Origin of the sequence: Streptomyces blastmyceticus (genome assembly GCF_039521185.1) — a bacterium.
In the GTDB taxonomy this organism is placed as follows: Bacteria; Actinomycetota; Actinomycetes; order Streptomycetales; family Streptomycetaceae; genus Streptomyces; species Streptomyces blastmyceticus.
The window spans coordinates 380,541-400,244 of the sequence record NZ_BAAABW010000016.1 but is presented as its reverse complement, the minus strand read 5'-3'; the positions used below and the strand labels follow the sequence as shown (position 1 = coordinate 400,244).

General features: G+C 70.3%; 22 protein-coding genes and 1 tRNA gene. 11 read left to right on the top strand and 12 right to left on the bottom strand.

What is annotated here, in order from left to right:
* The first annotated feature begins 52 nt into the window (after positions 1-52).
* From ABD269_RS15685 to ABD269_RS15675, 3 genes are all read left to right on the top strand, one after another.
* Positions 53-868: a helix-turn-helix domain-containing protein gene (locus tag ABD269_RS15685; protein WP_344118378.1), complete on the top strand. Its 816-nt coding sequence runs from the start codon at positions 53-55 to the stop codon at positions 866-868.
* On the top strand, positions 865-1,053 hold the full coding sequence (locus ABD269_RS15680; RefSeq protein WP_344118377.1) for a DUF397 domain-containing protein: 189 nt from the start codon (positions 865-867) through the stop codon (positions 1,051-1,053). Before ABD269_RS15685 ends, ABD269_RS15680 begins: the two co-directional genes overlap by 4 nt.
* Before the next feature lie 227 nt (positions 1,054-1,280).
* A complete protein-coding gene (locus ABD269_RS15675; RefSeq protein ID WP_344118376.1) occupies positions 1,281-2,141 on the top strand; it encodes a hypothetical protein in 861 nt (286 codons plus the stop codon).
* 52 nt (positions 2,142-2,193) lie between these two features.
* Here the strand turns inward: ABD269_RS15675 and ABD269_RS15670 are convergent, their stop codons facing one another.
* A complete protein-coding gene (locus ABD269_RS15670) occupies positions 2,194-2,583 on the bottom strand; it encodes an ester cyclase (protein ID WP_344118374.1) in 390 nt (129 codons plus the stop codon).
* A gap of 151 nt (positions 2,584-2,734) precedes the next feature.
* Between ABD269_RS15670 and ABD269_RS15665 the strand changes: the two genes are divergently transcribed.
* Both ABD269_RS15665 and ABD269_RS15660 read left to right on the top strand, forming a co-directional pair.
* Positions 2,735-3,130, top strand: a complete 396-nt coding sequence (locus ABD269_RS15665; RefSeq protein ID WP_344118373.1) for an MmcQ/YjbR family DNA-binding protein — start codon at positions 2,735-2,737, stop codon at positions 3,128-3,130.
* Positions 3,131-3,204: 74 nt separating this feature from the next.
* On the top strand, positions 3,205-3,690 hold the full coding sequence (locus ABD269_RS15660; RefSeq protein ID WP_344118372.1) for a hypothetical protein: 486 nt from the start codon (positions 3,205-3,207) through the stop codon (positions 3,688-3,690).
* Positions 3,691-3,697: 7 nt separating this feature from the next.
* Here the strand turns inward: ABD269_RS15660 and ABD269_RS15655 are convergent, their stop codons facing one another.
* A complete protein-coding gene (locus tag ABD269_RS15655) occupies positions 3,698-4,429 on the bottom strand; it encodes a FadR/GntR family transcriptional regulator (RefSeq protein ID WP_344118371.1) in 732 nt (243 codons plus the stop codon).
* Between the two features lie 117 nt (positions 4,430-4,546).
* Between ABD269_RS15655 and ABD269_RS15650 the strand changes: the two genes are divergently transcribed.
* Both ABD269_RS15650 and ABD269_RS15645 read left to right on the top strand, forming a co-directional pair.
* Positions 4,547-5,029, top strand: a complete 483-nt coding sequence (locus ABD269_RS15650; protein WP_344118370.1) for a flavin reductase family protein — start codon at positions 4,547-4,549, stop codon at positions 5,027-5,029.
* Positions 5,030-5,094: 65 nt separating this feature from the next.
* Entirely contained in the window at positions 5,095-6,309 is a 1,215-nt protein-coding gene (locus ABD269_RS15645; RefSeq protein ID WP_344118369.1) for an acyl-CoA dehydrogenase family protein, read from the top strand.
* A gap of 140 nt (positions 6,310-6,449) precedes the next feature.
* Here the strand turns inward: ABD269_RS15645 and ABD269_RS15640 are convergent, their stop codons facing one another.
* The 7 genes from ABD269_RS15640 to ABD269_RS15610 form a co-directional block, all read right to left on the bottom strand.
* The gene (locus tag ABD269_RS15640) at positions 6,450-8,105 is read right to left on the bottom strand and encodes a long-chain fatty acid--CoA ligase (protein WP_344118368.1); all 1,656 of its coding nucleotides are present in this window, start codon (positions 8,103-8,105) and stop codon (positions 6,450-6,452) included.
* Positions 8,106-8,219: 114 nt separating this feature from the next.
* Positions 8,220-8,759 carry a SigE family RNA polymerase sigma factor gene (locus ABD269_RS15635; protein WP_344118367.1) on the bottom strand — a complete coding sequence of 180 codons (540 nt, stop codon included), beginning with the start codon at positions 8,757-8,759 and terminating at the stop codon, positions 8,220-8,222.
* A gap of 174 nt (positions 8,760-8,933) precedes the next feature.
* The gene (locus ABD269_RS15630; RefSeq protein ID WP_301893979.1) at positions 8,934-9,770 is read right to left on the bottom strand and encodes a DUF1906 domain-containing protein; all 837 of its coding nucleotides are present in this window, start codon (positions 9,768-9,770) and stop codon (positions 8,934-8,936) included.
* Positions 9,771-9,823: 53 nt separating this feature from the next.
* Positions 9,824-10,990: a lipid-transfer protein gene (locus ABD269_RS15625; RefSeq protein WP_344118366.1), complete on the bottom strand. Its 1,167-nt coding sequence runs from the start codon at positions 10,988-10,990 to the stop codon at positions 9,824-9,826.
* Positions 10,987-11,382 carry a MaoC/PaaZ C-terminal domain-containing protein gene (locus ABD269_RS15620; protein WP_344118365.1) on the bottom strand — a complete coding sequence of 132 codons (396 nt, stop codon included), beginning with the start codon at positions 11,380-11,382 and terminating at the stop codon, positions 10,987-10,989. The genes ABD269_RS15625 and ABD269_RS15620 overlap by 4 nt, the downstream gene beginning before the upstream one ends.
* Positions 11,379-12,350, bottom strand: coding sequence for a bifunctional MaoC family dehydratase N-terminal/OB-fold nucleic acid binding domain-containing protein (locus tag ABD269_RS15615; RefSeq protein ID WP_344118364.1), 972 nt, complete (start codon positions 12,348-12,350; stop codon positions 11,379-11,381). Before ABD269_RS15615 ends, ABD269_RS15620 begins: the two co-directional genes overlap by 4 nt.
* A 174-nt stretch (positions 12,351-12,524) precedes the next feature.
* Positions 12,525-12,845, bottom strand: coding sequence for a hypothetical protein (locus ABD269_RS15610; RefSeq protein ID WP_301893984.1), 321 nt, complete (start codon positions 12,843-12,845; stop codon positions 12,525-12,527).
* A gap of 586 nt (positions 12,846-13,431) precedes the next feature.
* Between ABD269_RS15610 and ABD269_RS15605 the strand changes: the two genes are divergently transcribed.
* Entirely contained in the window at positions 13,432-13,962 is a 531-nt protein-coding gene (locus ABD269_RS15605) for a hypothetical protein (protein WP_344118362.1), read from the top strand.
* 74 nt (positions 13,963-14,036) lie between these two features.
* Complete coding sequence (locus ABD269_RS15600; protein WP_344118361.1) at positions 14,037-14,813, top strand: alpha/beta fold hydrolase; 777 nt, start codon at positions 14,037-14,039, stop codon at positions 14,811-14,813.
* Positions 14,814-14,912: 99 nt separating this feature from the next.
* Here the strand turns inward: ABD269_RS15600 and ABD269_RS15595 are convergent, their stop codons facing one another.
* Positions 14,913-16,193 (bottom strand): LmeA family phospholipid-binding protein, encoded by a 1,281-nt coding sequence (locus ABD269_RS15595; protein WP_344118360.1) that lies wholly within the window; start codon positions 16,191-16,193, stop codon positions 14,913-14,915.
* Between the two features lie 207 nt (positions 16,194-16,400).
* On the opposite strand from ABD269_RS15595, the gene ABD269_RS15590 reads away from it, so the two are divergent.
* Positions 16,401-16,988 carry a TetR/AcrR family transcriptional regulator gene (locus ABD269_RS15590; RefSeq protein ID WP_344118359.1) on the top strand — a complete coding sequence of 196 codons (588 nt, stop codon included), beginning with the start codon at positions 16,401-16,403 and terminating at the stop codon, positions 16,986-16,988.
* Between the two features lie 11 nt (positions 16,989-16,999).
* A complete protein-coding gene (locus ABD269_RS15585; RefSeq protein ID WP_344118358.1) occupies positions 17,000-17,830 on the top strand; it encodes an alpha/beta fold hydrolase in 831 nt (276 codons plus the stop codon).
* 65 nt (positions 17,831-17,895) lie between these two features.
* On the opposite strand, the gene ABD269_RS15580 is transcribed toward ABD269_RS15585, so the two are convergent.
* Together ABD269_RS15580 and ABD269_RS15575 are read right to left on the bottom strand one after the other, a co-directional pair.
* Positions 17,896-17,982 (bottom strand) — tRNA-Ser (locus ABD269_RS15580).
* A gap of 92 nt (positions 17,983-18,074) precedes the next feature.
* Entirely contained in the window at positions 18,075-19,652 is a 1,578-nt protein-coding gene (locus tag ABD269_RS15575; RefSeq protein WP_344118357.1) for a S1C family serine protease, read from the bottom strand.
* Positions 19,653-19,704 lie beyond the last annotated feature (52 nt).

The window sequence follows — 19,704 nt, the reverse complement described above, 5'->3', positions numbered from 1 at the left end:
AGGTCTAGCGTGCGCGGGGACCATGAGGGTACGTAGCGTGAGGTGAGCCCCAATGCTGATGCGCGGCATTGCCAACCCGCCGGTGTCATGGCGGTACTGCGGCGATCAACTCAAGTCCTGGCGAGCGATCGCGGGCGTCAGCCGCGAGGACCTGGCCAGAGAGTCCAACTACGGCGTAGAAACAATCAAGTCGATGGAACAGGGACGCCGCAAACCGTCCCGCCGCGTTCTCGAAGTCGCCGACCAGATGTGCGGGGCGCAGGGTCTGCTGCTGGCGGCGTGCCCGTATCTCCAGCCGGAACCGACAGCTCCGCAGGTTCCGGAGTACGTGGCAGCTGAGGCCGAAGCCCTCGCCTTGCACAACTTCGAGCTCGTCATCATTCCGGGTCTGTTGCAGACCGAGGAGTACGCGAGAACGCTCATGCGGTGCGGTGTTCCTCCCGTCCGCGACGAAGAAATCGAGAACGGCGTCGCGCTGCGCATGAACCGTCAGAAGCGGCTGGATGAGCCGACCGCGCTGTTCAACTTCGTGATCTTCGAGCCCGCTCTGCGCACCATGCTGGGCGGAGCCGAGACGATGAAGGGGCAGCTCCGTCACCTGCTCGATGTCGACGAGCAGCGCAATGTGTTCATCCAGATCCTGCCGACCGGGCAAGGCTACTTCCCGGGCATGACCGGTGCGTTCACGCTGCTGGAGAGCGCGGAAGGCGAGCAACTCGTCTACACGGAGAACTACAGCACTTCTCAGCTGGACTGCGACGGCAAGAGGGCCAGCAGCATGACAAAGCGCTTCGCCATGCTCCGCATGCAGGCGCTCAGCGAGGAAGAGTCCAGAAAGTTCATCAGCGAACTGTCGGAGGAGCTATGAGGGACGCGTTGCAGTGGTTCAAATCGAGCTACAGCACTGAGGAGGCAGACAAGAGTTGCGTCGAAGTCGCGAACCGCTCGCACACCATCCACGTCCGAGACTCGAAGCTCGGGCATGGCCCCCAACTCGCCATACCCGCCCCCGCTTGGGCGGATTTCATAACCTACGCGTCCGCCGACGCTTGAGCTTCGGGGGACGGGGGTCGGGATTCGAGCGACTTCTCCAAGGAATGGGTGGAGGGCTGAACCCACCCACCCTCCCAACTCCCGCGTACCACAAGTTGTATGACTTTAGGTAGTCGAGTGGCGACGGTGTGCGCAGGGTGTGTAGCGTGCGCAGCAACAAACAACCCCCGCCGGTGCTACCAACACCGAACGGGGGTCTGACCACCAAGATCGCTAGGACGATCCACATGGCTGCTGCCAACCTTAGTGCCCCCATGGCCTCCCCGGGATACGGCAAACGCTCCGTACCCGACCAGAAGCCGCGCCGCAAGGACGACTTCGCCCATCTGCCCGCCCGCGAGGCGGCGATCGCGGCGTACATCGACCGCCTCCCCGACGGCGCGGCGATCGACGTAAAAACACTGGCGAGAGAGCTGGCGGCGTACGGCCAGCAGGCCGTACGCACGGCCCTCAACGCGCTGGCCAGGGCCGGTCACCTGTTCCGCAGGCGTGAGACGGTCGGGGACGGCCGTACGCAGTGGGTGTTCCGTACGTACTTCTCGCGCACGGCGCGGAACGAGTCGTGGTGGAAGCGCTTCCTGCGCGGGGACGTGCCCGCACCCGTGGCGGCGGAGGAACCGCCACCGGCCGCGTACAAGATCCTGGCCGACGTGGGCCGCACGGACCCCCGCATGAGCCTCTCCGCGAGGGAATGCGCCCAACTCGAACCACTCGCGAACGAATGGCTGGCCAGGGGCGCGACCGAGGCGGAACTCGTACGCGCCCTCACGGCGGGCCTCCCACCGGAGGGGGTCCACTGCCCGGGCGCGTTGGCCCGCACCCGCCTGGAGGCGAAACTCCCCCCGGTACGGGACCGCACCCCGGCACCCACGCCGGAACCCCCGCCCCACCTCACAGAATGCAAGGGCTGCGGCGCCCCGGGCCGCTCCCTACCGGACGGCCGCTGCCGCGCGTGCCGCGACGAAGACCCCCACGAAGGCTGGCTGGGCGAGGCGTTCGACGAGGAATTCCACCGCAGGGTGGAGTCCGTACGCGTAGGAATCACCAAATCCGTCCCCCGCCCCCGGGGCACACAAATGCGCCGGTAGGCCACGAACGCACCCCGATTCAAGGCCACATACCCCAAGGCGGAGGGCGCCGTCAGCCGACGTAGTCGTCCTGCGCCGCGATCCTGCCCTCGCGCAGCCGCAGGACCGTGCAGAAGCTGGCAGCAACCGGCTCCCCGGCCGGAGGCAGGGCCGGCACCGCCCCGGAGCTGGTGCCGGCGAAATCGGTTTCGAGGGCGATGAGTTCCCCGTCGGCGATGACCCGCTTGACGGTCAGCTTCCGGTCGGGAACGGCGCCCGCGTACTCGCGGATGTGGCCCACGAAGGCATCCCGGCCATTGAAGGCGATCCCGTAGGCCCCGACGGTGTAGGCGACATCGTCGGTGTACATCGCCCCGAACCGGCTGAAGTCCTGATCGTTATAGGCGCTCACCCACTCGTGAGCAAACTTTTCGGCGTCCGCGTGAATCTTGTTGCTGGTCATGACTGTGGGCCTTTCCGCGCCTTTGGGAAGTCGTATGGAGAGGTTCACACGGATATAGGTCGATTCATGTCCTATATCCCATGAGTCGCTAATTGCTAATCTTTTGCGCCAAAGCATTGGCGCGGCGCACGGCACGAAAGAGGCATCCCCTATGACTCCTGCAGATATCGCAGAGTTCGCCATGGGACTGCCGGAGGCGACGGAGGGCGAGCCCGGGCCCGGGATGACCCTGTTCAAGGTCGGCGGCAAGATCTTCGCGATCCTGACGGAGGCCAACGCCTCGCGCCCCGAGCAGGTGACGCTCAAGAGCGACCCCGAATCCGCCCTGCACCTGCGCGAGCAGTACCCGGCCGTGGGCCCCAGCTACTACGCGCGCCTGCGGCACTGGAACACCGTGGCCCTGGACGGCACCGTGCCCGCCGACGAACTCGCCGACATGATCGAGCACTCCTGGGACCGCGTCGTGGCCGGCCTGCCCCGCACCACCCGCGACCGACTGCGAAGGCTCCGTGGGGTCACCCCTGAGCCACCGGCCCCGGGCCGGTAGCCCCGCCCGCGCCCGCTCACAATAGGCAGCACGGCGCTGCCGCCCGAGCGCAGTGCCACAACGGGGAGTTGAACATGCAGAGCACGAGCGGCGGGCCCGCCCTTGTCATAGTCGCGGTGATCGTCGGCCTTGTGGTGCGACAGCAGCTGCGCACCCGTCCGGTGCGGCGCAACGGCTCGCTGATCACCCCGGTCGTCCTGGGTCTTCTGGGCGTCGCGGGGATCGCCTTCGGCGTCGCCTCGGTCGTCAAGGATCGCCCACTGACCACGCTGCCCGTCGTCCTGCTGGTGGCGAGCCTGGCCGTCGCGGCGGGCTTCGGCCTGGTCAGGGCACGGACCGTCCAGGTCTGGCGCGACCCTCACGGCGAAGTGCTGCGCAAGGGAACGGCGGCCACCACCGGACTGTGGCTGGTCTCGGTGGCCGCGCACCTCGGGCTGGGCCTGTGGATCGACCACGCGGCCGGCACCGGGATCCTGGGGACCGCGTCGTTGTACGCCTACCTGGCGTTCGGCCTGGGTACGCAGAACCTCCTCGTACGCGGCCGGGCCGCTGCCCTGTGACCCCGGCTCACCCCACCGAAGTGGCGACCAGCCGCAACGCGGCGGCGCGGTCACGGGCGTCGAGGGCGTCGATCAGGGCGGCGTGGCGTTCGTAGAGAGCGTGCAGGGTGTCGGCGTCGGCGGTGCCGACGAAGGGCTCGATGACGGCCAGCAGCCCGCCGTACAGCGAACGCAGCATCGCGCTGGGCCCGATCGCCGCCAGACGGGTGCGCAACTGCCGCTCGGCCCGGGCGAACCCGGGTGCATCGACGGAGTCGGCCGCGTCGGCCAGGGCACCCAGGTCACCGCGCAGCGCGGCGAGGTCGGCGGGTGAGGCGTGCCAGAGGGCGTCCTCGACGAGCAGCGGGTCGAGGGCGTCACGGATGCGCAGGGCGTCCTCGGGGTGCCGGGCGTCCAACTCCTCGGCCCAGGCACCCAGGCGCCTGGTGCGCGGCGGTCCGGCGGCGGCGAAGAGCCCCCCGCCAGGGCCGGGCCGCACGGTGACCAGGCCACGGGCCTGAAGGAGACGCAAGGTCTCGTTGAAGGTGCCGACGGACACCCCGCACTCGGTGCGCAGTTCGTCCTTCGTGCCGAGACGCGCGCCCGGTTCGGTGCGGGCGACGAGGTCGGCGATGCGGTCGGCCGCCATCTCGGCGCGGGAGGTCGAGGAGGGGCGCTCCCAGTCGTCGCGGCGCAGGGCGGGCGGTTCGACGCCGTGATGCGCGTCGTGCTCGCCCGTGCGGTGGTCTGCGGTGCCCACGGCGCCTCCTCGATGACCCGACCGGAATTGATTATGACGAATAGCATCGCACCTCTTGACGCCTTTCGTAAACCGCATGCATGATCACCGTAATCATCATGATGATTGAAGGGGGCCATGGTGATCGAGCAGGACTTCCGCGATGCGATGGCCGGGGTCTGCACCCCGGTGACGATCGTGACGGCGACCGAGGCGGGCATCCCGTACGGAGTCACGGTCAGCGCCTTCACCTCGCTGTCACTGCGCCCCGCGATGGTCTCGGTGGCGCTGGACCGCTCCTCCAACGTGCTCGCGCGCGTCCTCGCGACCGGGCGGTTCGGTGTGAACGTCCTCGGCAGCGAACAGGACGAACTGGCCAGGACCTTCGCCGGCCGGGCGCCCGACCGCTTCGCCGCGTCCGGGGCGCCCTGGAGCTACGACCACGGGCTGCCACGACTGACCGGCGCACCGGGCTGGCTCGTGTGCGAGCTCCGCTCGGCGGTCGAGGGCGGCGATCATCTGCTGCTCCTGGGCGATGTCGCACACACCCGTACGGCCACGGCCGCCCCGCTCGTCTACGGCCACCGCACCTTCGGCACGCACTCCGCGTTCGCGCGATGACCGCGGCGAACGCAACGAACGTGATGAACGCAATGAACGTGATGAACCTCAGTCAGGAGGCACTCATGACCACCACGCATTCCCTTCCCACGCCCGCCACTTCGCCCGTCCCGTCCGGCGCCGAGCTCGTCGCGCGGGCGGTGGCGCTGCAGCCGCTGCTGCGCGAGCACGCCGCCAAAATCGAGGCGGACCGGCGGGTGACCGACGAAGTGATCGACGCGGTCACGGAGGCCGGGCTGTTCAGGCTGACCATGCCGCGGCGCTTCGGCGGTTACGAGAGCGACGTACGCACCGTGATCGACGTGACGGCCGCGCTCGCCGAGGGCGACGGCTCCACGGGCTGGGTGACCGCCGTGATCAATATGTGCAACTGGCTGACCGCGCTCTTCCCCGAGCAGGCGCAGGACGATGTCTTCGGCGCCGACCCCGGGGCCCGGGTCACCGGGGTGTTCGGCCCGACCTCCACCAGCCGCAAGGTCGAGGGCGGCTGGCGGATGTCCGGTCGCTGGTACTACAACTCGGGCTCCTCGCACTCCTCGTGGGCCGTCCTCGGCATGCCGCTCACCGACGAGAACGGCGAGGTGGTCGACCAGGCGATGACCCTCGTGCCGCGCACCGAGCTGACCCTGGAGGACACCTGGTTCGTGAGCGGCCTGCGCGGCACCGCCAGCAACTGCCTGATCGCCGAGGACGTCTTCGTGCCCGAGCACCGGGTGATGTCCGTGCCGCGCGCCATCGAGGGCGACATCCCCGCCGACCACGGCCCGACCGGGCTGTTCCGCACCGCGTTCTCCCCGCTCCTGACCGTCGGCCTCGTGGGCCCCCAACTCGGCATGGGCCGGGCCGCGTTGAAGCTCGTCACCGAGAAGGCCGCGACCAAGCCGGTCTCGTACACGTACTACGAGACCCAGGCGGACTCCGTCGCCGTCCAGCTTCAGGTCGCCGAGGCCGCCATGAAGATCGACACCGCCCATCTGCATGTGCACCGCGCCGCCGCCGACCTCGACACGGCCGCGGCGCTCGGCGCCGACCTCGACGTACTGACCAGGGCCCGGGTGCGCGCCGACTCCGGACACGCCATCGACAACCTCCTGTCCGCCATCGGCACCCTGCTCAATGTGCATGGCGGCGGAGCTTTCGCGGAGGCGAATGCTTTGCAGCGGATCTGGCGGGATGCGAGTGTGGCGGGGCGGCATGCGGCGTCCATACCGGCGGTGGGGATGGAGATTTACGGGAAGGTGCTGCTGGGGGTCGAGGAGCGGATCACTCCGTTTGTGTGAGGGTGCGGGTCCGTTGCCGCCTGCGGCGGGGGCGGCCTGCGGCCGCGTCCTCAAACGCCGGACGGGCTGATTCCAGCCCGTCCGGCGTTTGAGGACAGCGCGCGAAGCGTGCTTCGGGGTCTGGGGCGGAGCCCCAGCCACTACCCGAGCACAGACACCTGCAAAGACCCCTCCGCATACAGCCGCCGCAAAACCTTCTTGTCGAACTTCCCCACAGACGTCTTCGGGACAGAGGCGATCCGCGTCCACCGCTCCGGCAGCTGCCAGCGCGCGACCCGCTCGCCCAGGAACGCGCGCAGCACCTCGTACTCCACCTCCGCGCCGTCCCGGAGCACGACCGCCGCCAGTGGCCGCTCGCCCCACTTCTCGTCGGGGACGGCGACGACGGCCGCCTCGGCGACCTCGGGGTGGGCCATCAGGTGGTTCTCGAGCTCGACGGAGGAGATCCACTCGCCGCCGGACTTGATGACGTCCTTGGCGCGGTCGGTGAGGGTGAGGAAGCCGTCGGGGGTCATCGTGCCGACGTCGCCCGTGCGCAGCCAGCCGTCGGGGCTGAACTTGTCGTCGGGGCGCACCGGTTCGGCCCCGGCGCCGCCGTAGTACGCGGCGGCGATCCACGGGCCGCGTACCTCCAGCTCGCCCGCGGACTTCCCGTCCCAGGGCAGGAACTCGCCACCGGGGCCGGTCAGCCGGAATTCGACGGAGGCGGGCAGGCGGCCCTGGGAGACGCGGTAGGGCCAGGCCTCCTCGTCGGTGACGCCGACGGGCGGGTAGGCGACGGAGCCCAGCGGGGAGGTCTCGGTCATGCCCCACGCCTGGACGAGGCGTACGCCGTGCCGCTCCTCGAAGCCCCGCATCAGCGCGGGCGGGCACGCGGAACCGCCACTGATGACCGTCCTGAGGGAGGACATGTCGCGCGGCCGGGCGTCGAGTTCGGCGAGCAGGCCCGCCCAGATGGTGGGGACACCGGCGGAGACCGTGGGCCGCTCCGCCACGATCATGTCGGCGAGCGGCGCGGGCTGGAGGAAGCGGTCGGGCATGAGCATCGACGTACCGGCCATGAACGCGGCGTGCGGCAGGCCCCAGGCGTTCACATGAAACATCGGGACCACGGGAAGACAGATCTCCGCCGGGGTCAGCCCGAAGGACGCCGCCGCGTTGACCTCCATGGCGTGCAGATAGATCGAACGGTGGCTGTAGAGCACGCCCTTGGGCTCACCCGTGGTCCCGGAGGTGTAGCAGAGGGCGGCGGCCTGCCGCTCGTCCAGCTCCGGCCAGTCGAAGTGGTCGCCGGGGTGCCCGGCGAGCAGCTGCTCGTAGTCGTGCACCTGAGGGCGACAGCCCTCCAGGACGGACAGGTCGGCCGGCCCCGAGACGACGACGTGCTCGACGGAGTCGAGGCGCGGCAGCAGCGGTGCGAGCAGCGGCAGCACGGAGCCGCTGACGATGACGACGCGGTCGGCGGCGTGCCCGACGATCCAGGCGAGCTGCTCGGCGGGGAGCCGGAGGTTGAGCGTGTGCAGGACGGCGCCCATGGCCGGGACGGCGAGATACGCCTCCACATGGTCGCTGTTGTTCCACATCAGCGTGGCGACGCGCTGGTCGCCGACGACCCCGAGCCCGTCCCGCAGCGCGTGGGCCAGCCGCACGGACCGCTCCCCGACCTCGCGGAAGGTGCGCCGCAGCGGCTCGCCTTCCCCCGTCCAGGTCGTCACCGTGGCGTCCCCGTGCACGCGCGTGCCGTGTTCGAGGATGCGGGTAACGGTGAGCGGTACGTCCTGCATCGTGCTCAGCACCGGGGGGCCTCCCGAAGGACCAAAAAGCGGAACGGTGATCGTCCGCTGATTGTCCTGCGGTATCTCCCGGTAAGTCACTACCCAATCGCTAAGACGCAGGCCACAGGCGTGGATTCACGCCGCGCAGGCGAGATCGGGATCTTCCCGCAGCTTGCCCAGCGCCCGCGACACCGCGCTCTTGACCGTCCCCACCGAGACCCCCAGCAGCTCCGCCGTCTGCACCTCGGTGAGGTCCTCGTAATACCTGAGGACGACCATGGCCCGCTGCCGGTCCGGCAGCCGCCGCACCGCCCGCCACATCGCGTCGCGCAGCGCCTGCTGCTCGGCGGGGTCCGGCGCGGACCCGGACTCGCGCTCGGGGAGCTCCTCGTACGGGAACTCCTCGACCTTGCGCTTGCGCCACTGCGAGGTGCGGGTGTTCACCAGCGCGCGCCGCACATAGCCGTCGAGCGCCCGGTGGTCCTCGATGCGCTCCCAGGCCAGGTAGGTCTTGGTGAGCGCCGTCTGCAACAGATCCTCGGCGTCGCACGGGTTCGAGGTGAGCGAGCGGGCGGTGCGCTGGAGCACCGGGCCGCGTGCCCGTACGTACGAGGTGAACGTCGGGTACACGGCGGTGGAGGCGCTGGTGCACACTGACGTCGCAGAAGCTGTCATGTCTCAAAGCTAGGAGCGCACCCCTGCCCGGCGGATCGGCCGGAGGTGCCGAAGAACGCTCCCCCTCAGGTCGTATGCGTGGTGCCACCCCCACCTACTGGAGGGGGAGAACAGTGCTCTGTCAGGACGAGCGGCCGCCTGCGGCGGGCACCGCAGGCGAACCGGCCCGCACCCCTAATCGATGATCGCCACCGGCGCGTCCACCAGGTTCCGGTCGACCGTGAGCTTCTGGCCGCCATGGCTCTCGGTGACATTCCCCTTGTACTGGTGGATGCGCCGGTGCGGCGTCCACGCGCTGCGCCCGAGCGCCGGCTCGCCGTCCGTCGTCGGATCCGTGCGCCACCGCGCGAACCACATCACGTCCGGCAGCCCGGACGTGCCGTTGCGCCGCGCCCGGTCCATGTGCCGCACGCCGGACTCCGCGCTGCTGTAGAAGCCGGGGATGTAGCCGAGGTCGCGGACGGTCGCGCTCCAGCCGCGGATGAAGGAGAGGGTGACGTCGGCGCAGTCGTCGTCACCGTCGTCGTAGGCCTCCATGTCGAGGTAGAGGGGGCTGCGGGGGGCGATGCCGAGCGAGGAGGCCCGGTTGGCGGCCTCCTGGCCCTCGTCCTGGCCCTGGTCGTAGGGGTAGTCGCCGATGCCGAAGCCCCGCTTGTTGTCGGCACGGACGCAGGGCGACTGCGAGCCGACGAAGATCGGCAGCACCTTCCAGCCCAGCCCCCGGGCGCTGCTCAGCCAGCCCCCGCTGAGATAGGTCTGGTGGGGGCAGGCGCGGGCGCGTCCGGCGTAGTAGACGCCGATGGCGCGGTAGTCGGAGTCCTTCCAGGCACGCAGGGCGGTCAGGGAGGGGGCCTGGCAGGTGTCGATGCCCCACCCCTTGAAGATCGTGGCCCCTTCGTCGCGCGGATCGCCCCGGTCACCGGCCGCGGCCGGCACGGTGCCCGAGGTCAGCTGGGTCAGCACGACCATCAGGGCGACGAGATATCCGATGATCTTCCTTCTTCGGGACATAACGTGAGTCAACGGGGGCCGGGGCCGGGGCTGTCCGCTGACACGCCGCCCGTTCATCCGTCTGCCCCGAGAAGCAGCCCGGACGTGGGAACTCCGGCGCCCGCGGTGACGAGCACCCGTTCGGCCCCGTCGACCTGGTTCACGGCGGTGCCGCGCAGCTGGCGCACGGCCTCCGCGATGCCGTTCATGCCGTGCAGATAGCCCTCGCCGAGCTGTCCGCCGTGGGTGTTCAGGGGCAGCGCGTCCGAGGCGACGAAGGCGGCGCCCTCGCCGGGCCCGCAGAAGCCGAATTCCTCCAGCTGCATCAGGACATAAGGGGTGAAGTGGTCGTAGAGGACGGCCACGTCGATCTCTCCAGGGGTCAGCCCGCTGGTGCGCCACAGCTGCCGGGCGACGACCCCCATCTCGGGCAGGCCGGTCAGGCCGTCCCGGTAGAAGCTGGTCATCTGCTCCTGCGCCCGGCCCGCGCCCTGGGCCGCGGCGACGACCACGGCGGGCGGGTGCGGGAGCGTACGGGCCCGCTCGGCGGAGGTCACGACGAGCGCCTGCCCGCCGTCGGTCTCCTGGCAGCAGTCGAGCAGCCGCAGCGGCTCGGCGATCCAGCGGGACGCGGCGTGGTCGGCGAGGGTGATGGGTCTGCCGTGGAAGTACGCGGCGGGGTTGGTCGCCGCGTGGCGGCGGTCGGTGACGGCGACGTGCCCGAAGACCTCGGGCTCCAGGCCGTACGTGTGCAGGTAGCGGCGGGCGCCCATGGCCACCCACGACGCCGGTGTGAGCAGTCCGTAGGGGAGCGCCCAGCCGAGGGCGACGCCTTCCGCGGAGGGCTCGCGGCGCTGGACCCCGGCGCCGAAGCGGCGGCCGGAGCGCTCGTTGAAGGCGCGGTAGCAGACGACGACCTCGGCGACGCCGGTCGCCACGGCGAGCGCGGCCTGCTGCACGGTGGCGCAGGCGGCACCGCCCCCGTAGTGGACGCGGGAGAAGAAGGTCAGCTCGCCGATGCCGACGGCCTGGGCGAGCGTGATCTCGGGGCTGGTGTCCATGGTGAAGGTGACGAGGCCGTCGACGTCGGCCGGGGTGAGCCCGGCGTCGGCGAGGGCGGCGCGGACGGCTTCGGCGGCCAGGGCCAGCTCGCTGCGGCCGGAGTCCTTGGAGAACTCCGTCGCCCCGATCCCGACGACGGCCGCCCGGCCGCCGAGGCCGTCGGGGTGCCGGGCGCTCATGCGGGGGCCGGGGGCGCGACGGTCACCGTGACCGTACCGGTGACGTGGCGGCCCAGACGGTTCGTGCCGATGACGTGGACTTCGGCGGTGCGATCGTTCACGGAGGCGATCCTTCCGGTCAACACCAGAGCATCGCCGGGATAGTTGGGCACACCGAGGCGGATCGAAACCTTGCGGAGCGTGGCCCGTGACCCGAAATGGTCGGTGACGAAACGACCCACCAGTCCATTGGTGGTGAGGATGTTGAGGAAGATGTCGGGAGAGCCCTTGGCTCGCGCTGCCTCTGCGTCGTGGTGGACGTCCTTGAAGTCACGGGAAGCGATGGCACCCGCGACAACGAGCGTACGGGTGACGGGGACGGTGAGCGCAGGCAATTCGTCTCCGGCTCTCATAGCGCCGCCTGTGACGCGGGAGCGCGGAATACGGGGAGGAGCTGCCCGCCGTCCACGCGTACGAACTCCAGCTCGACCGGCATTCCGATCCGCACCCGGTCATGGGGCACCCCGCTGATATTGCTGATCATCCGCACGCCCTCGGCGAGTTCGATCAGCGCGACCGCGTACGGGGGGTCGAAGGCCGGGAACGGCGGGTGGTGCACGACCACGTAGGAGAAGACCGTCCCGGCGCCGGACGCCTCGACGGCCGTCCACTCCGGTGAGCCGCAGCCGCCGCAGCCCGGCAGCCAGGGGAACCGGAGGGCCCCGCAGGCGTCGCACCGCTGGATGAGCAGCCTGCGCTCGGCGACGCCGTCCCAGAAACCGGCGTTGTCCCTGTTGACGACGGGGCGGGGGCGGGCGGCCCGGCTCTCACCGGGGTCTTTCACAGAGGCTTCCGCGGAGGCATTCGCGGAGCCGTTCGCAGAGGCTTTCGCAGAGGCTTTCGCGGGCGCGTACTTGAAGATGCGGAAGCGATGCGTCCCGGCGGGCTCGCCATCGGCGCGGATGTCCGTCCGTGTGGTGACGAAGTGGCCCGCGCCGAGCTTGGTGGTCTTGCGCGGGGACACGGACTCGATGACGGAGTCGAAGGTGATCACGTGCCCCGGCCGGAGCGGGCGCAGATACTCCTGCTCGCAGTCCGTGGCGACCACGGCCGTGCACCCGGCCGAATCGAGCAGTGCGAGCAGTTCGCCGTAGGCGGCGGCGCGGCCGATGGGTCCGGAAAGGCCGCCCATGGTCCACACCTGGAGCATGGTGGGCGGGGCGACGGGATCGGCGCCCGCGTAGGCGGGGTTGGCGTCGCCCATGGCCTCGCACCAGTGCCTGATCATGGGGGCGTTGACCGGGTCCTTGCCCCGGCCGGAGCCCGCGGGCCGGCCTTCGTAGCTCTTGAGCAGCGGATACACGTCTTCGGGGTCGTCCACCGGATCCCCTTCCCGAGTTTTCCTGACTGTCCGTCAGAAAAACTGAGGATGTCAAGAGCCGGTCGCACGCGCCGGGACTTTCCCGGAAAAGCAGCGCGGCGGCACCGGAGTGCCGCCGCGCAACCATCACCAGACCCTGTCCACTCTCACCCAGTCGCGTGTGTCACCCAGGGGCTACCAGAGGTTCGTGAAGGTCACGGAGACGTTGTCCTGGCGGATGGCGGTGTCGTGGGAGTTGTTGACGCTCGCCGTTGCGGCCTGGTTCGAGGCACCGGATCCCGTGGCCTGCTGGAGACCAGTGGTGGAGTTTCCGTTGTTGGTGTGCCCGACACCGCTGCCCACGATCGCGGCAGCGGCCACGTTGGAACCCCGGTTGGCCAGCTGGTTGCCGCCGTCGCCACCGGAGGCGGCCGAGGCCACGCCGGTGAACAGCAGGGCGACCATCGGGAGAGCGGCAACAGCGGCGAGGACGCGAGCAGTGCGGGTGCTTGCCATGTCAATTCCTCCAGAACGCAGAACGGGAACTACTGCTTAGTGCCGGGCAGTTGGCCGACCGCCCAGCGATGTCGCCGACGTCGCTGATCTCAGATTTGCCCACCGAATCCCCGGCGAACCACCCGTCGCTTGCTATTCCCTCGCAAGCATGACCGCTCACGAATAAACCCCGGCACACCGCTCGGCGTGCGCCCAGCGCTCCCCACGGCGCCCTTGCGGCACCCCGGAACCCATGCGCCCCATAGGGAGAACCGTTCCGGCCGAAATTCCGCCAATTCCGTAAACCTCCTCGCCGAAGAGGCCGATTTGGCGGGGATAAACGTTCAGGCGACCGCCCGCGGGACAGCGGCGGAGAGCTGACGGAACAGCCTCTCGGGGGGGCCGGGGCGGGAGCGGAACGGCCGCCACCGGGGCGGCTTCCGGCATCGGAGCCACGGCAAGGTTTCCGGGAACCGGCAGTGCGCACACGCGTTCCCGCTTGGCATCATGCGATCAGGCGGCATCCGGCTTCACCGGCTGCGCGGGTCCGGCGACGGTCACGCGCAGGGCCCCGTCCGCCTCTGACCCGAGCACCACAGAGGGAATCGTGACCACCCCGGAACCCAGCCCGCCGTACGGCCCGCCCCAGCCCTACGGCCCGCCCCACCCTTCGCAGCCGTATCCGTCGCAGCCTTATGGGCACCCGGCGCCCCAAGGCGCCTACGGGCCCTACATTCCGGAACCGATGCAGATGCCGCGCGCGGCCAGGACGACGCGCATCCTGCTCTTCGTCATCGGCGGCCTCTACGCCCTCGTCGGCCCCGTCCTCATCACCGTGGCCGCCGCCGTCGACGACCTCGGCAAGGCCGACGTGTCCCGGGCCGCGCTGTACGCGACCGGCACGTTCACCCTGGCCGTCGGCGTCGTCGCGGTGGTCGTCGCCGCGCTGTTCCGCAAGGGCGGCAACGGCGTCCGCGTCACCGCCATGGTCATCGGCTGGATCATGATCGCCAACGCCGTCATCGCCCTCACGGCGGGTCAGGCCGGCTTCATGGCCGGCTTCGTCTCCGGCATCCTGATCGTCAGCAACTGCCTGAAGAAGGACACCGTCGCCTGGTTCGGGCGACCGCGCGGCTGAGGCGCCCGCCGAGGGCCTTGTCGAGGTTCTCGCACCCCTGGTGATCTCGCACGCGCCGCCACCAGACTGGTGCCATGGAACTCATGGTGCCGGTCGACGGCGGCGAGGTATGGGCGGACGACTCCGGCGGCGACGACCTGCCGCTGGTCCTGCTGCACCCTGGAGTTGGAGGCTCCGCTTTCTGGGATCCGATCCTGCCGCGCCTCACGCGGCAGCACCGCGTGATCCGCTACGACGTACGCGGCTACAGCCGGTCCCCGCGGACCACCACCCGCTTCTCCCTGCTCGGGGACCTCACCGCGGTCCTCGACCACTTCGGGCTCGACCGGGCGATCCTCGCCGGATCCAGCATGGGCGGCGCCACGGCGATCGACTTCGCGCTGAACGCCCCCACGAGGGTCGCCGGGCTCGCCCTGGTGGGCCCGGGAGTCACCGGCTACGAAGGGCTGGCCTCCCCGGAGCTCATGGCGCAGATCGAGGTCCTGGCCAAGGCCGGCGACATGGACGGCCTGGTGGCCCTCGCCCTGCGCACATGGGCGGCGGCGGGCCCGGACCCCGACCCACAGGCCACGGCCCTGCTGCGCTCCGCGATTCCGGCGTGGTTCACCAACCACCCTCATCTCACCCCGGGCGCCCCCGCTTTCGACCGCCTCGGCGAGCTCGACGTCCCGTGCGTCCTGGCCGTGGGCGAACGCGACCAGCCCGAAGTCGTCCGCTGCAACGAGGACATGGCCGCCCGGATCCCCGGCTGCCGCCTCGTAAGGCTCACGGAATCCGACCACTACCCGACCCTGCGCGAACCGGAAAAGGTCGCCGACCTGGTACTGGAATTCTGCGCCGACGTGAGCTGATCCCCTCGCGCGGCAGAGCCGCACATCGGATGCGGCCCACCCCGGCTCGACATGTCCGAATCATCGCATGCACCCCGACAAGCCCGGCCCGAATCCGGCCTAGGATCCGCTTCGCCCCACCGCCAGTTCCAGCCCCGAAAGACTCACCCGGATCCCGTCCTTCCCCACCTGCACACCCCGCAATTGCAGTTCCCGGACCTCCTTCGGCAAGGAGACGGAGAACGACAGCCGGTCGGAAAGCTCCGGCGGACGCATATGGATCAGGCCATTGATGAGTTTGGGGTCGATGCCTATCTTCGACAGCAGCCACGGGTGGTCGACCACCACGTCGACGAGATTGACGTGCGTCAACTGCTCGACGAAGCGGGGCGTGCCCGTCATCCGGTGCAGCTTCTCGTCGTCCTCCAGCGCCTCCGCGACGGCCTCCTGCGGCACTCCGAGCCGGTCGACCACGGCCGGCACCGACAGCATGGCCTTCACGCGCGCCGTGTCCCGGCTGATGCGTTCGGCGGTCTCGCGGTGGAGGGTGAGGCCACGGCCCCGCCCCGGGCGGTAAGTGGCGATTCCGGGAATGTCGAGGCTCATGCCGTCGACGTCCGTGGACAGCTCGCGATTGTCGACGAGCCGGAGCTGGGCCTGCGCCCGTACCCGCAATTCCTGCCCGGCGATCGTGAGCTTGCCGTCCGCGCCGATCGTGCTGTCGTCCCGGCGGCTGAACTTGACCTGGGAAGCCGCGAGTTCGCGATTCATGTCGTCGAAGGACAGCAGGACCTCGCCCTCCAGATTCCCGACGACCGCGCCCCGGATATCGCTCGGCAGATTCCCGGTCAGCCGAATGTCGCGCGCACTCGCGTGGACCTTCGCGAGCGATACGCGATCGGCGGCCACATGGGGCACGGTGACGTCCACCCGCTCCAGATGCTTGTCCAGAACCTGGGTGAGGAACGGAAATCCATGGATGCCCACTTGAGGGGCCGCCGCCAGATGGAGCTGCCCCTGAAGCGCCTGCTGCGCTTTCTTCTCCGCGTACATCGCCGCGCACCGGTCCGCCAGTACGAGGATTCCGGTGCAGACGGCAAGGGCGAACAGCAGCTTGAGAGTGCGGGGCACGGCCGCGAACGGACTCCGGCGACGCCGGCGGCCGCGCTTGGCGCGACGCCCTCTTTTGGCACGCCGGTGGTCGGGCGGGGACCACGGCTCGTCGCGCTCGATCCGGAGCGGGACGACGGACTGCACAGGATCCGGGAAACCCCCTGACACACCCTCCGGTATCGGCATCTCCTGGGTGGTCTCACCGAGATCGGGGTCGGGATCGGCGAGTGCGGCGAGTTCGTCGTACGGATTATGGGGACGGGGGTGCATGCGTATGGGGGTTCGCATCGCCTTATCCCACCACGCGCGAGCCCCATGGGCGCAAGTGAGTTCTGTTAGTACGTCGTAAAAAGGTCGCTACGCCATATGTCATCAAACGCCTTGCGACGGGCTGGAATTCGCCCCCGTATCGGCCGGATCCCACCCACGTGACGATCACTGCCTAGGGGTGTTAGGTTTCTGCCTGCACACCCTAGGGATCTTGGAGGTGACCGCATGGTGCGCGTAGGACTCACCGCTGCCCGGTTGACGGAAGCGGCCGCGGAACTGGCGGACGAGATCGGGCTCGACAAGCTCACGCTCTCCGCGCTCGCCCGGCGCTTCGGGGTCAAGGACGCGAGTCTGTACTCGCATGTGAAGAACCTGCGCGACCTGCGGGTCCGGATCGCCCTGCGGGCCTCCGAGGGGATGACCGACCGCATCGCCACCGCCGTCGCGGGCCGGGCGGGCAAGGACGCGCTCGTCGCCTTCGCCGACGCCTACCGCGGCTACGCCCTCGAACACCCCGGCCGCTACGCCGCGACCCAGATGCGGATCGACCCCGAAGAGGTCGCCGACTCCGCCGGCTTCCGCCGCAGCGTCGAGCTGACCTACGGCATGCTGCGCGCCTACGGCCTCACCGAGCCGGACCTGACCGACGCGGGCCGCCTGCTGCGCAGCACCTTCCACGGCTATATCCACCTGGAGCTCAGCGGCGGCTTCGGGCACTCCCGTGACGTACAGGCGTCCTGGTCGCGCTCGCTCGACGCGCTCCACGTGCTCCTGGAGAACTGGCCGTCCCGACACGATGGGAACAAGCGATGACCAATCCGGCGATGACCAGGCCCACGACCGGCACGCTCAAGGTGCCCGGCGCCACCCTCCACTACGAGAAGCGCGGCAGCGGCCCGGTCCTGCTGCTGATCCCCGGCGGCGCCGCCGACGCCGGACTGTACGAGGGGATGGCCGCTGATCTGGCCACCCGTTACACCGTCGTCTCCTACGACCCGCGCGGCCTCTCCCGCAGCCCCCTCGACGGCCCGCTCACCGATCAGCGGGTGGAGGTGTGGAGCGACGACGCGCACCGGCTGCTCGAACTGCTCTCCCCGGACCGGGACCCCTGCGTCCTGGGCAGCAGCTCGGGCGCCATCGTCGCCCTCGACCTGCTGGCCCGGCACCCCGAACGGCTGCGCCGGGTCGTCGCCCACGAGCCGCCGCTGCTCGAAGTCCTCGACGACCCCGCACCGCACCGCGCGCTCTTCGCCGAGGTCCGCGAGACGTTCCGCGAACGGGGCGCCAGCCCCGCGATGGCACGCTTCAGCGAGGGCCTGGGCGGCCGCCCGGCCGAGAGGGCGACCGAACTGCCGCCCGAGATCCAGGAGATGGCGTCCCGCATGCACGCCAATCTCCCGGTCTTCCTGGAACACATGCTGTGCCCGTTCTCCTCGACCGCACCGGACATCCCCGCCCTGCGCCGCGCCTCGAACCGCCTGCTCCTCGCCGTCGGCCGCGACTCCCGCGACCAGCAACCGCTGTACGGCCCGGCCACCCGGCTGGCGGAACTCCTCCCCGCGAAGGTCGAGGAGTTCCCGGGCGGCCACGTCGGCTGCACGGAACACCCGAAGGAATTCGCGAAGCAGCTGCTGACGGCACTGGCCGACGCGTAACCCACACGCAAAAAGGGGCGCCCCCAACGGGGGCACCCCTTCTGACCTGGCCTTACGGCCCACGGCGGAGAGTGTGGGATTTGAACCCACGGTGACATCGCTGCCACGACGGTTTTCAAGACCGTTCCCTTAGGCCGCTCGGGCAACTCTCCCCGCCCCGCCCACCTGCTGCGGAGCGGGTACAGCCTACCGTCTGCTCATTTGGTGCGTGCAGGGCCGGTTGGGGGCGAGGCGGGGGCGGGGGTCAGTTGCGGTCGCCCTCGCGCTGGCCCAGGGTGATCTCCGTCGTCGACTGCTTGCCGTCGCGGGTGTAGGTGACCGTGACCTTGTCGCCGGGGCGGTGGGTCCAGATCTCGCTGATCAGGGTGGCGCCGCTGTCGATCGCCGTGTCGTCGAGCTTGGTGATGACGTCGCCGGCCTTCAGGCCCGCCTTGTCGGCGGGGCCGCCCGGGGTGACGGCCGGGGCGCTGCCGTCGCCGCCGGAGGCGATCTTGGCGCCGTTGCCGGACTCGCGGGTGTTCAGCGTGGCCGAGATGACCGGGTAGACCGGCTTGCCGGTCTTGATCAGCTGGTCGGCGACGTTCTTGGCCTGCTTGATCGGGATCGCGAAGCCGAGGCCGATGCTGCCCGCCTGTCCCTGGCCGCCGCCGAAGCCGCCGCCGCTGTTGGCCGACTGGATGGCGGAGTTGATGCCGATGACCGCGCCCTGGGCGTTGAGCAGCGGGCCGCCGGAGTTGCCCGGGTTGATCGAGGCGTCGGTCTGCAGGGCGCTCATGTACGAGGCGTTGCCGGTGCCGCCGCCGTCGCTGGAGGCGACCGGGCGCTTCTTGGCGCTCACGATGCCGGTGGTGACCGTGCCGGACAGGCCGAAGGGCGCGCCGATCGCGATCGTGGCGTCACCGACCGCCGTCCTGTCGGAGTCGCCGAGCGGGATGGGGTTGAGGGTCGCGCCCGCGGGGTCCTTCAGCTTGATGACGGCCACGTCGTAGCCCTGCGCGCGGCCGACGACCTCGGCGTCGTACTGCTTGCCGTTGGAGAACGTCGCCGTCAGCTTGCCGCCGCCCTGCGCGGCCGACGCGACGACGTGGTTGTTCGTCAGGATGTGGCCCTGCTTGTCGTAGACGAAGCCGGTGCCCGTGCCGCCCTCGCCGCCGCCGCTCTGCGCCTCGATGGTGACGACGCTGGGGAGCGCCTTGCTCGCGATGTCCGCGACGGAACCTGGCGTACGGCTCTCGGTCTTCGGGTCGCCGGACGAGGAGAGCGTCGTCGACGACTCGCTGCTGTTGCGGTCCGCGGCCCAGAAGCCGATGCCGCCGCCGACACCGCCCGCGACGAGGGCCGCCGCCACGACCGCGGCGACGAGGCCGCCGGCGCGCTTGCGCGGCGCGGGGTACGGGCCGGGGGCGCCCCACACGCCGGTCGGGCCGACGGGCGGGCCGCCGTACGGCTGCTGCGGGCCGGGCCCACCGCCGTACCAGCCGCCCTGCGCGCCGGGCTGCGGCTGACCGGCCGCGCCGCCCGGCACACCGGCCTGCGCGAACGCGGCGGTCTGCTGCGGAGGCGCGACGGGCTGCGCGGGAGCGTCAGGAGCGGCGGCGGGCGCCTCCTCCGCGCCGACGGACGGAAGCTGCGCCGTCTCGGCTGGAGCGGGAGCGGGAGCCGTCACCGGAGCGGCCGGAGCCGCGTCCGACACCTCGCTCCGCGCGGGCGGAGCGCTCGGTGCGGATGGAACGGGGCGCTCCGGCTCGGCTGCCGACGCCGGGGGCGTCGTACCCGGGCCGGGCGCAGGCGGAACGGCAGCGCCCTCGTTCTCGGTGCTCACAGCTCTCTCCTCATCACGTGCATCGTCAGGTGCACATCAGTGTCATGCGCGA

What these genes read in the sequence shown, in the direction of transcription:
- ABD269_RS15665 (WP_344118373.1), top strand. Translation starts at nt 2,735, where the DNA reads ATGACTCCTGCAGATATCGCAGAGTTCGCCATGGGACTGCCGGAGGCG.
- ABD269_RS15590 (WP_344118359.1), top strand. Translation starts at nt 16,401, where the DNA reads ATGGTGCGCGTAGGACTCACCGCTGCCCGGTTGACGGAAGCGGCCGCG.
- ABD269_RS15600 (WP_344118361.1), top strand. Translation starts at nt 14,037, where the DNA reads ATGGAACTCATGGTGCCGGTCGACGGCGGCGAGGTATGGGCGGACGAC.
- ABD269_RS15595 (WP_344118360.1), bottom strand. Translation starts at nt 16,193, where the DNA reads ATGCGAACCCCCATACGCATGCACCCCCGTCCCCATAATCCGTACGAC.
- ABD269_RS15680 (WP_344118377.1), top strand. Translation starts at nt 865, where the DNA reads ATGAGGGACGCGTTGCAGTGGTTCAAATCGAGCTACAGCACTGAGGAG.
- ABD269_RS15645 (WP_344118369.1), top strand. Translation starts at nt 5,095, where the DNA reads ATGACCACCACGCATTCCCTTCCCACGCCCGCCACTTCGCCCGTCCCG.
- ABD269_RS15675 (WP_344118376.1), top strand. Translation starts at nt 1,281, where the DNA reads ATGGCTGCTGCCAACCTTAGTGCCCCCATGGCCTCCCCGGGATACGGC.
- ABD269_RS15660 (WP_344118372.1), top strand. Translation starts at nt 3,205, where the DNA reads ATGCAGAGCACGAGCGGCGGGCCCGCCCTTGTCATAGTCGCGGTGATC.
- ABD269_RS15625 (WP_344118366.1), bottom strand. Translation starts at nt 10,990, where the DNA reads ATGAGCGCCCGGCACCCCGACGGCCTCGGCGGCCGGGCGGCCGTCGTC.
- ABD269_RS15670 (WP_344118374.1), bottom strand. Translation starts at nt 2,583, where the DNA reads ATGACCAGCAACAAGATTCACGCGGACGCCGAAAAGTTTGCTCACGAG.
- ABD269_RS15635 (WP_344118367.1), bottom strand. Translation starts at nt 8,759, where the DNA reads ATGACAGCTTCTGCGACGTCAGTGTGCACCAGCGCCTCCACCGCCGTG.
- ABD269_RS15630 (WP_301893979.1), bottom strand. Translation starts at nt 9,770, where the DNA reads ATGTCCCGAAGAAGGAAGATCATCGGATATCTCGTCGCCCTGATGGTC.
- ABD269_RS15620 (WP_344118365.1), bottom strand. Translation starts at nt 11,382, where the DNA reads ATGAGAGCCGGAGACGAATTGCCTGCGCTCACCGTCCCCGTCACCCGT.
- ABD269_RS15610 (WP_301893984.1), bottom strand. Translation starts at nt 12,845, where the DNA reads ATGGCAAGCACCCGCACTGCTCGCGTCCTCGCCGCTGTTGCCGCTCTC.
- ABD269_RS15650 (WP_344118370.1), top strand. Translation starts at nt 4,547, where the DNA reads ATGGTGATCGAGCAGGACTTCCGCGATGCGATGGCCGGGGTCTGCACC.
- ABD269_RS15685 (WP_344118378.1), top strand. Translation starts at nt 53, where the DNA reads ATGCTGATGCGCGGCATTGCCAACCCGCCGGTGTCATGGCGGTACTGC.
- ABD269_RS15585 (WP_344118358.1), top strand. Translation starts at nt 17,000, where the DNA reads ATGACCAGGCCCACGACCGGCACGCTCAAGGTGCCCGGCGCCACCCTC.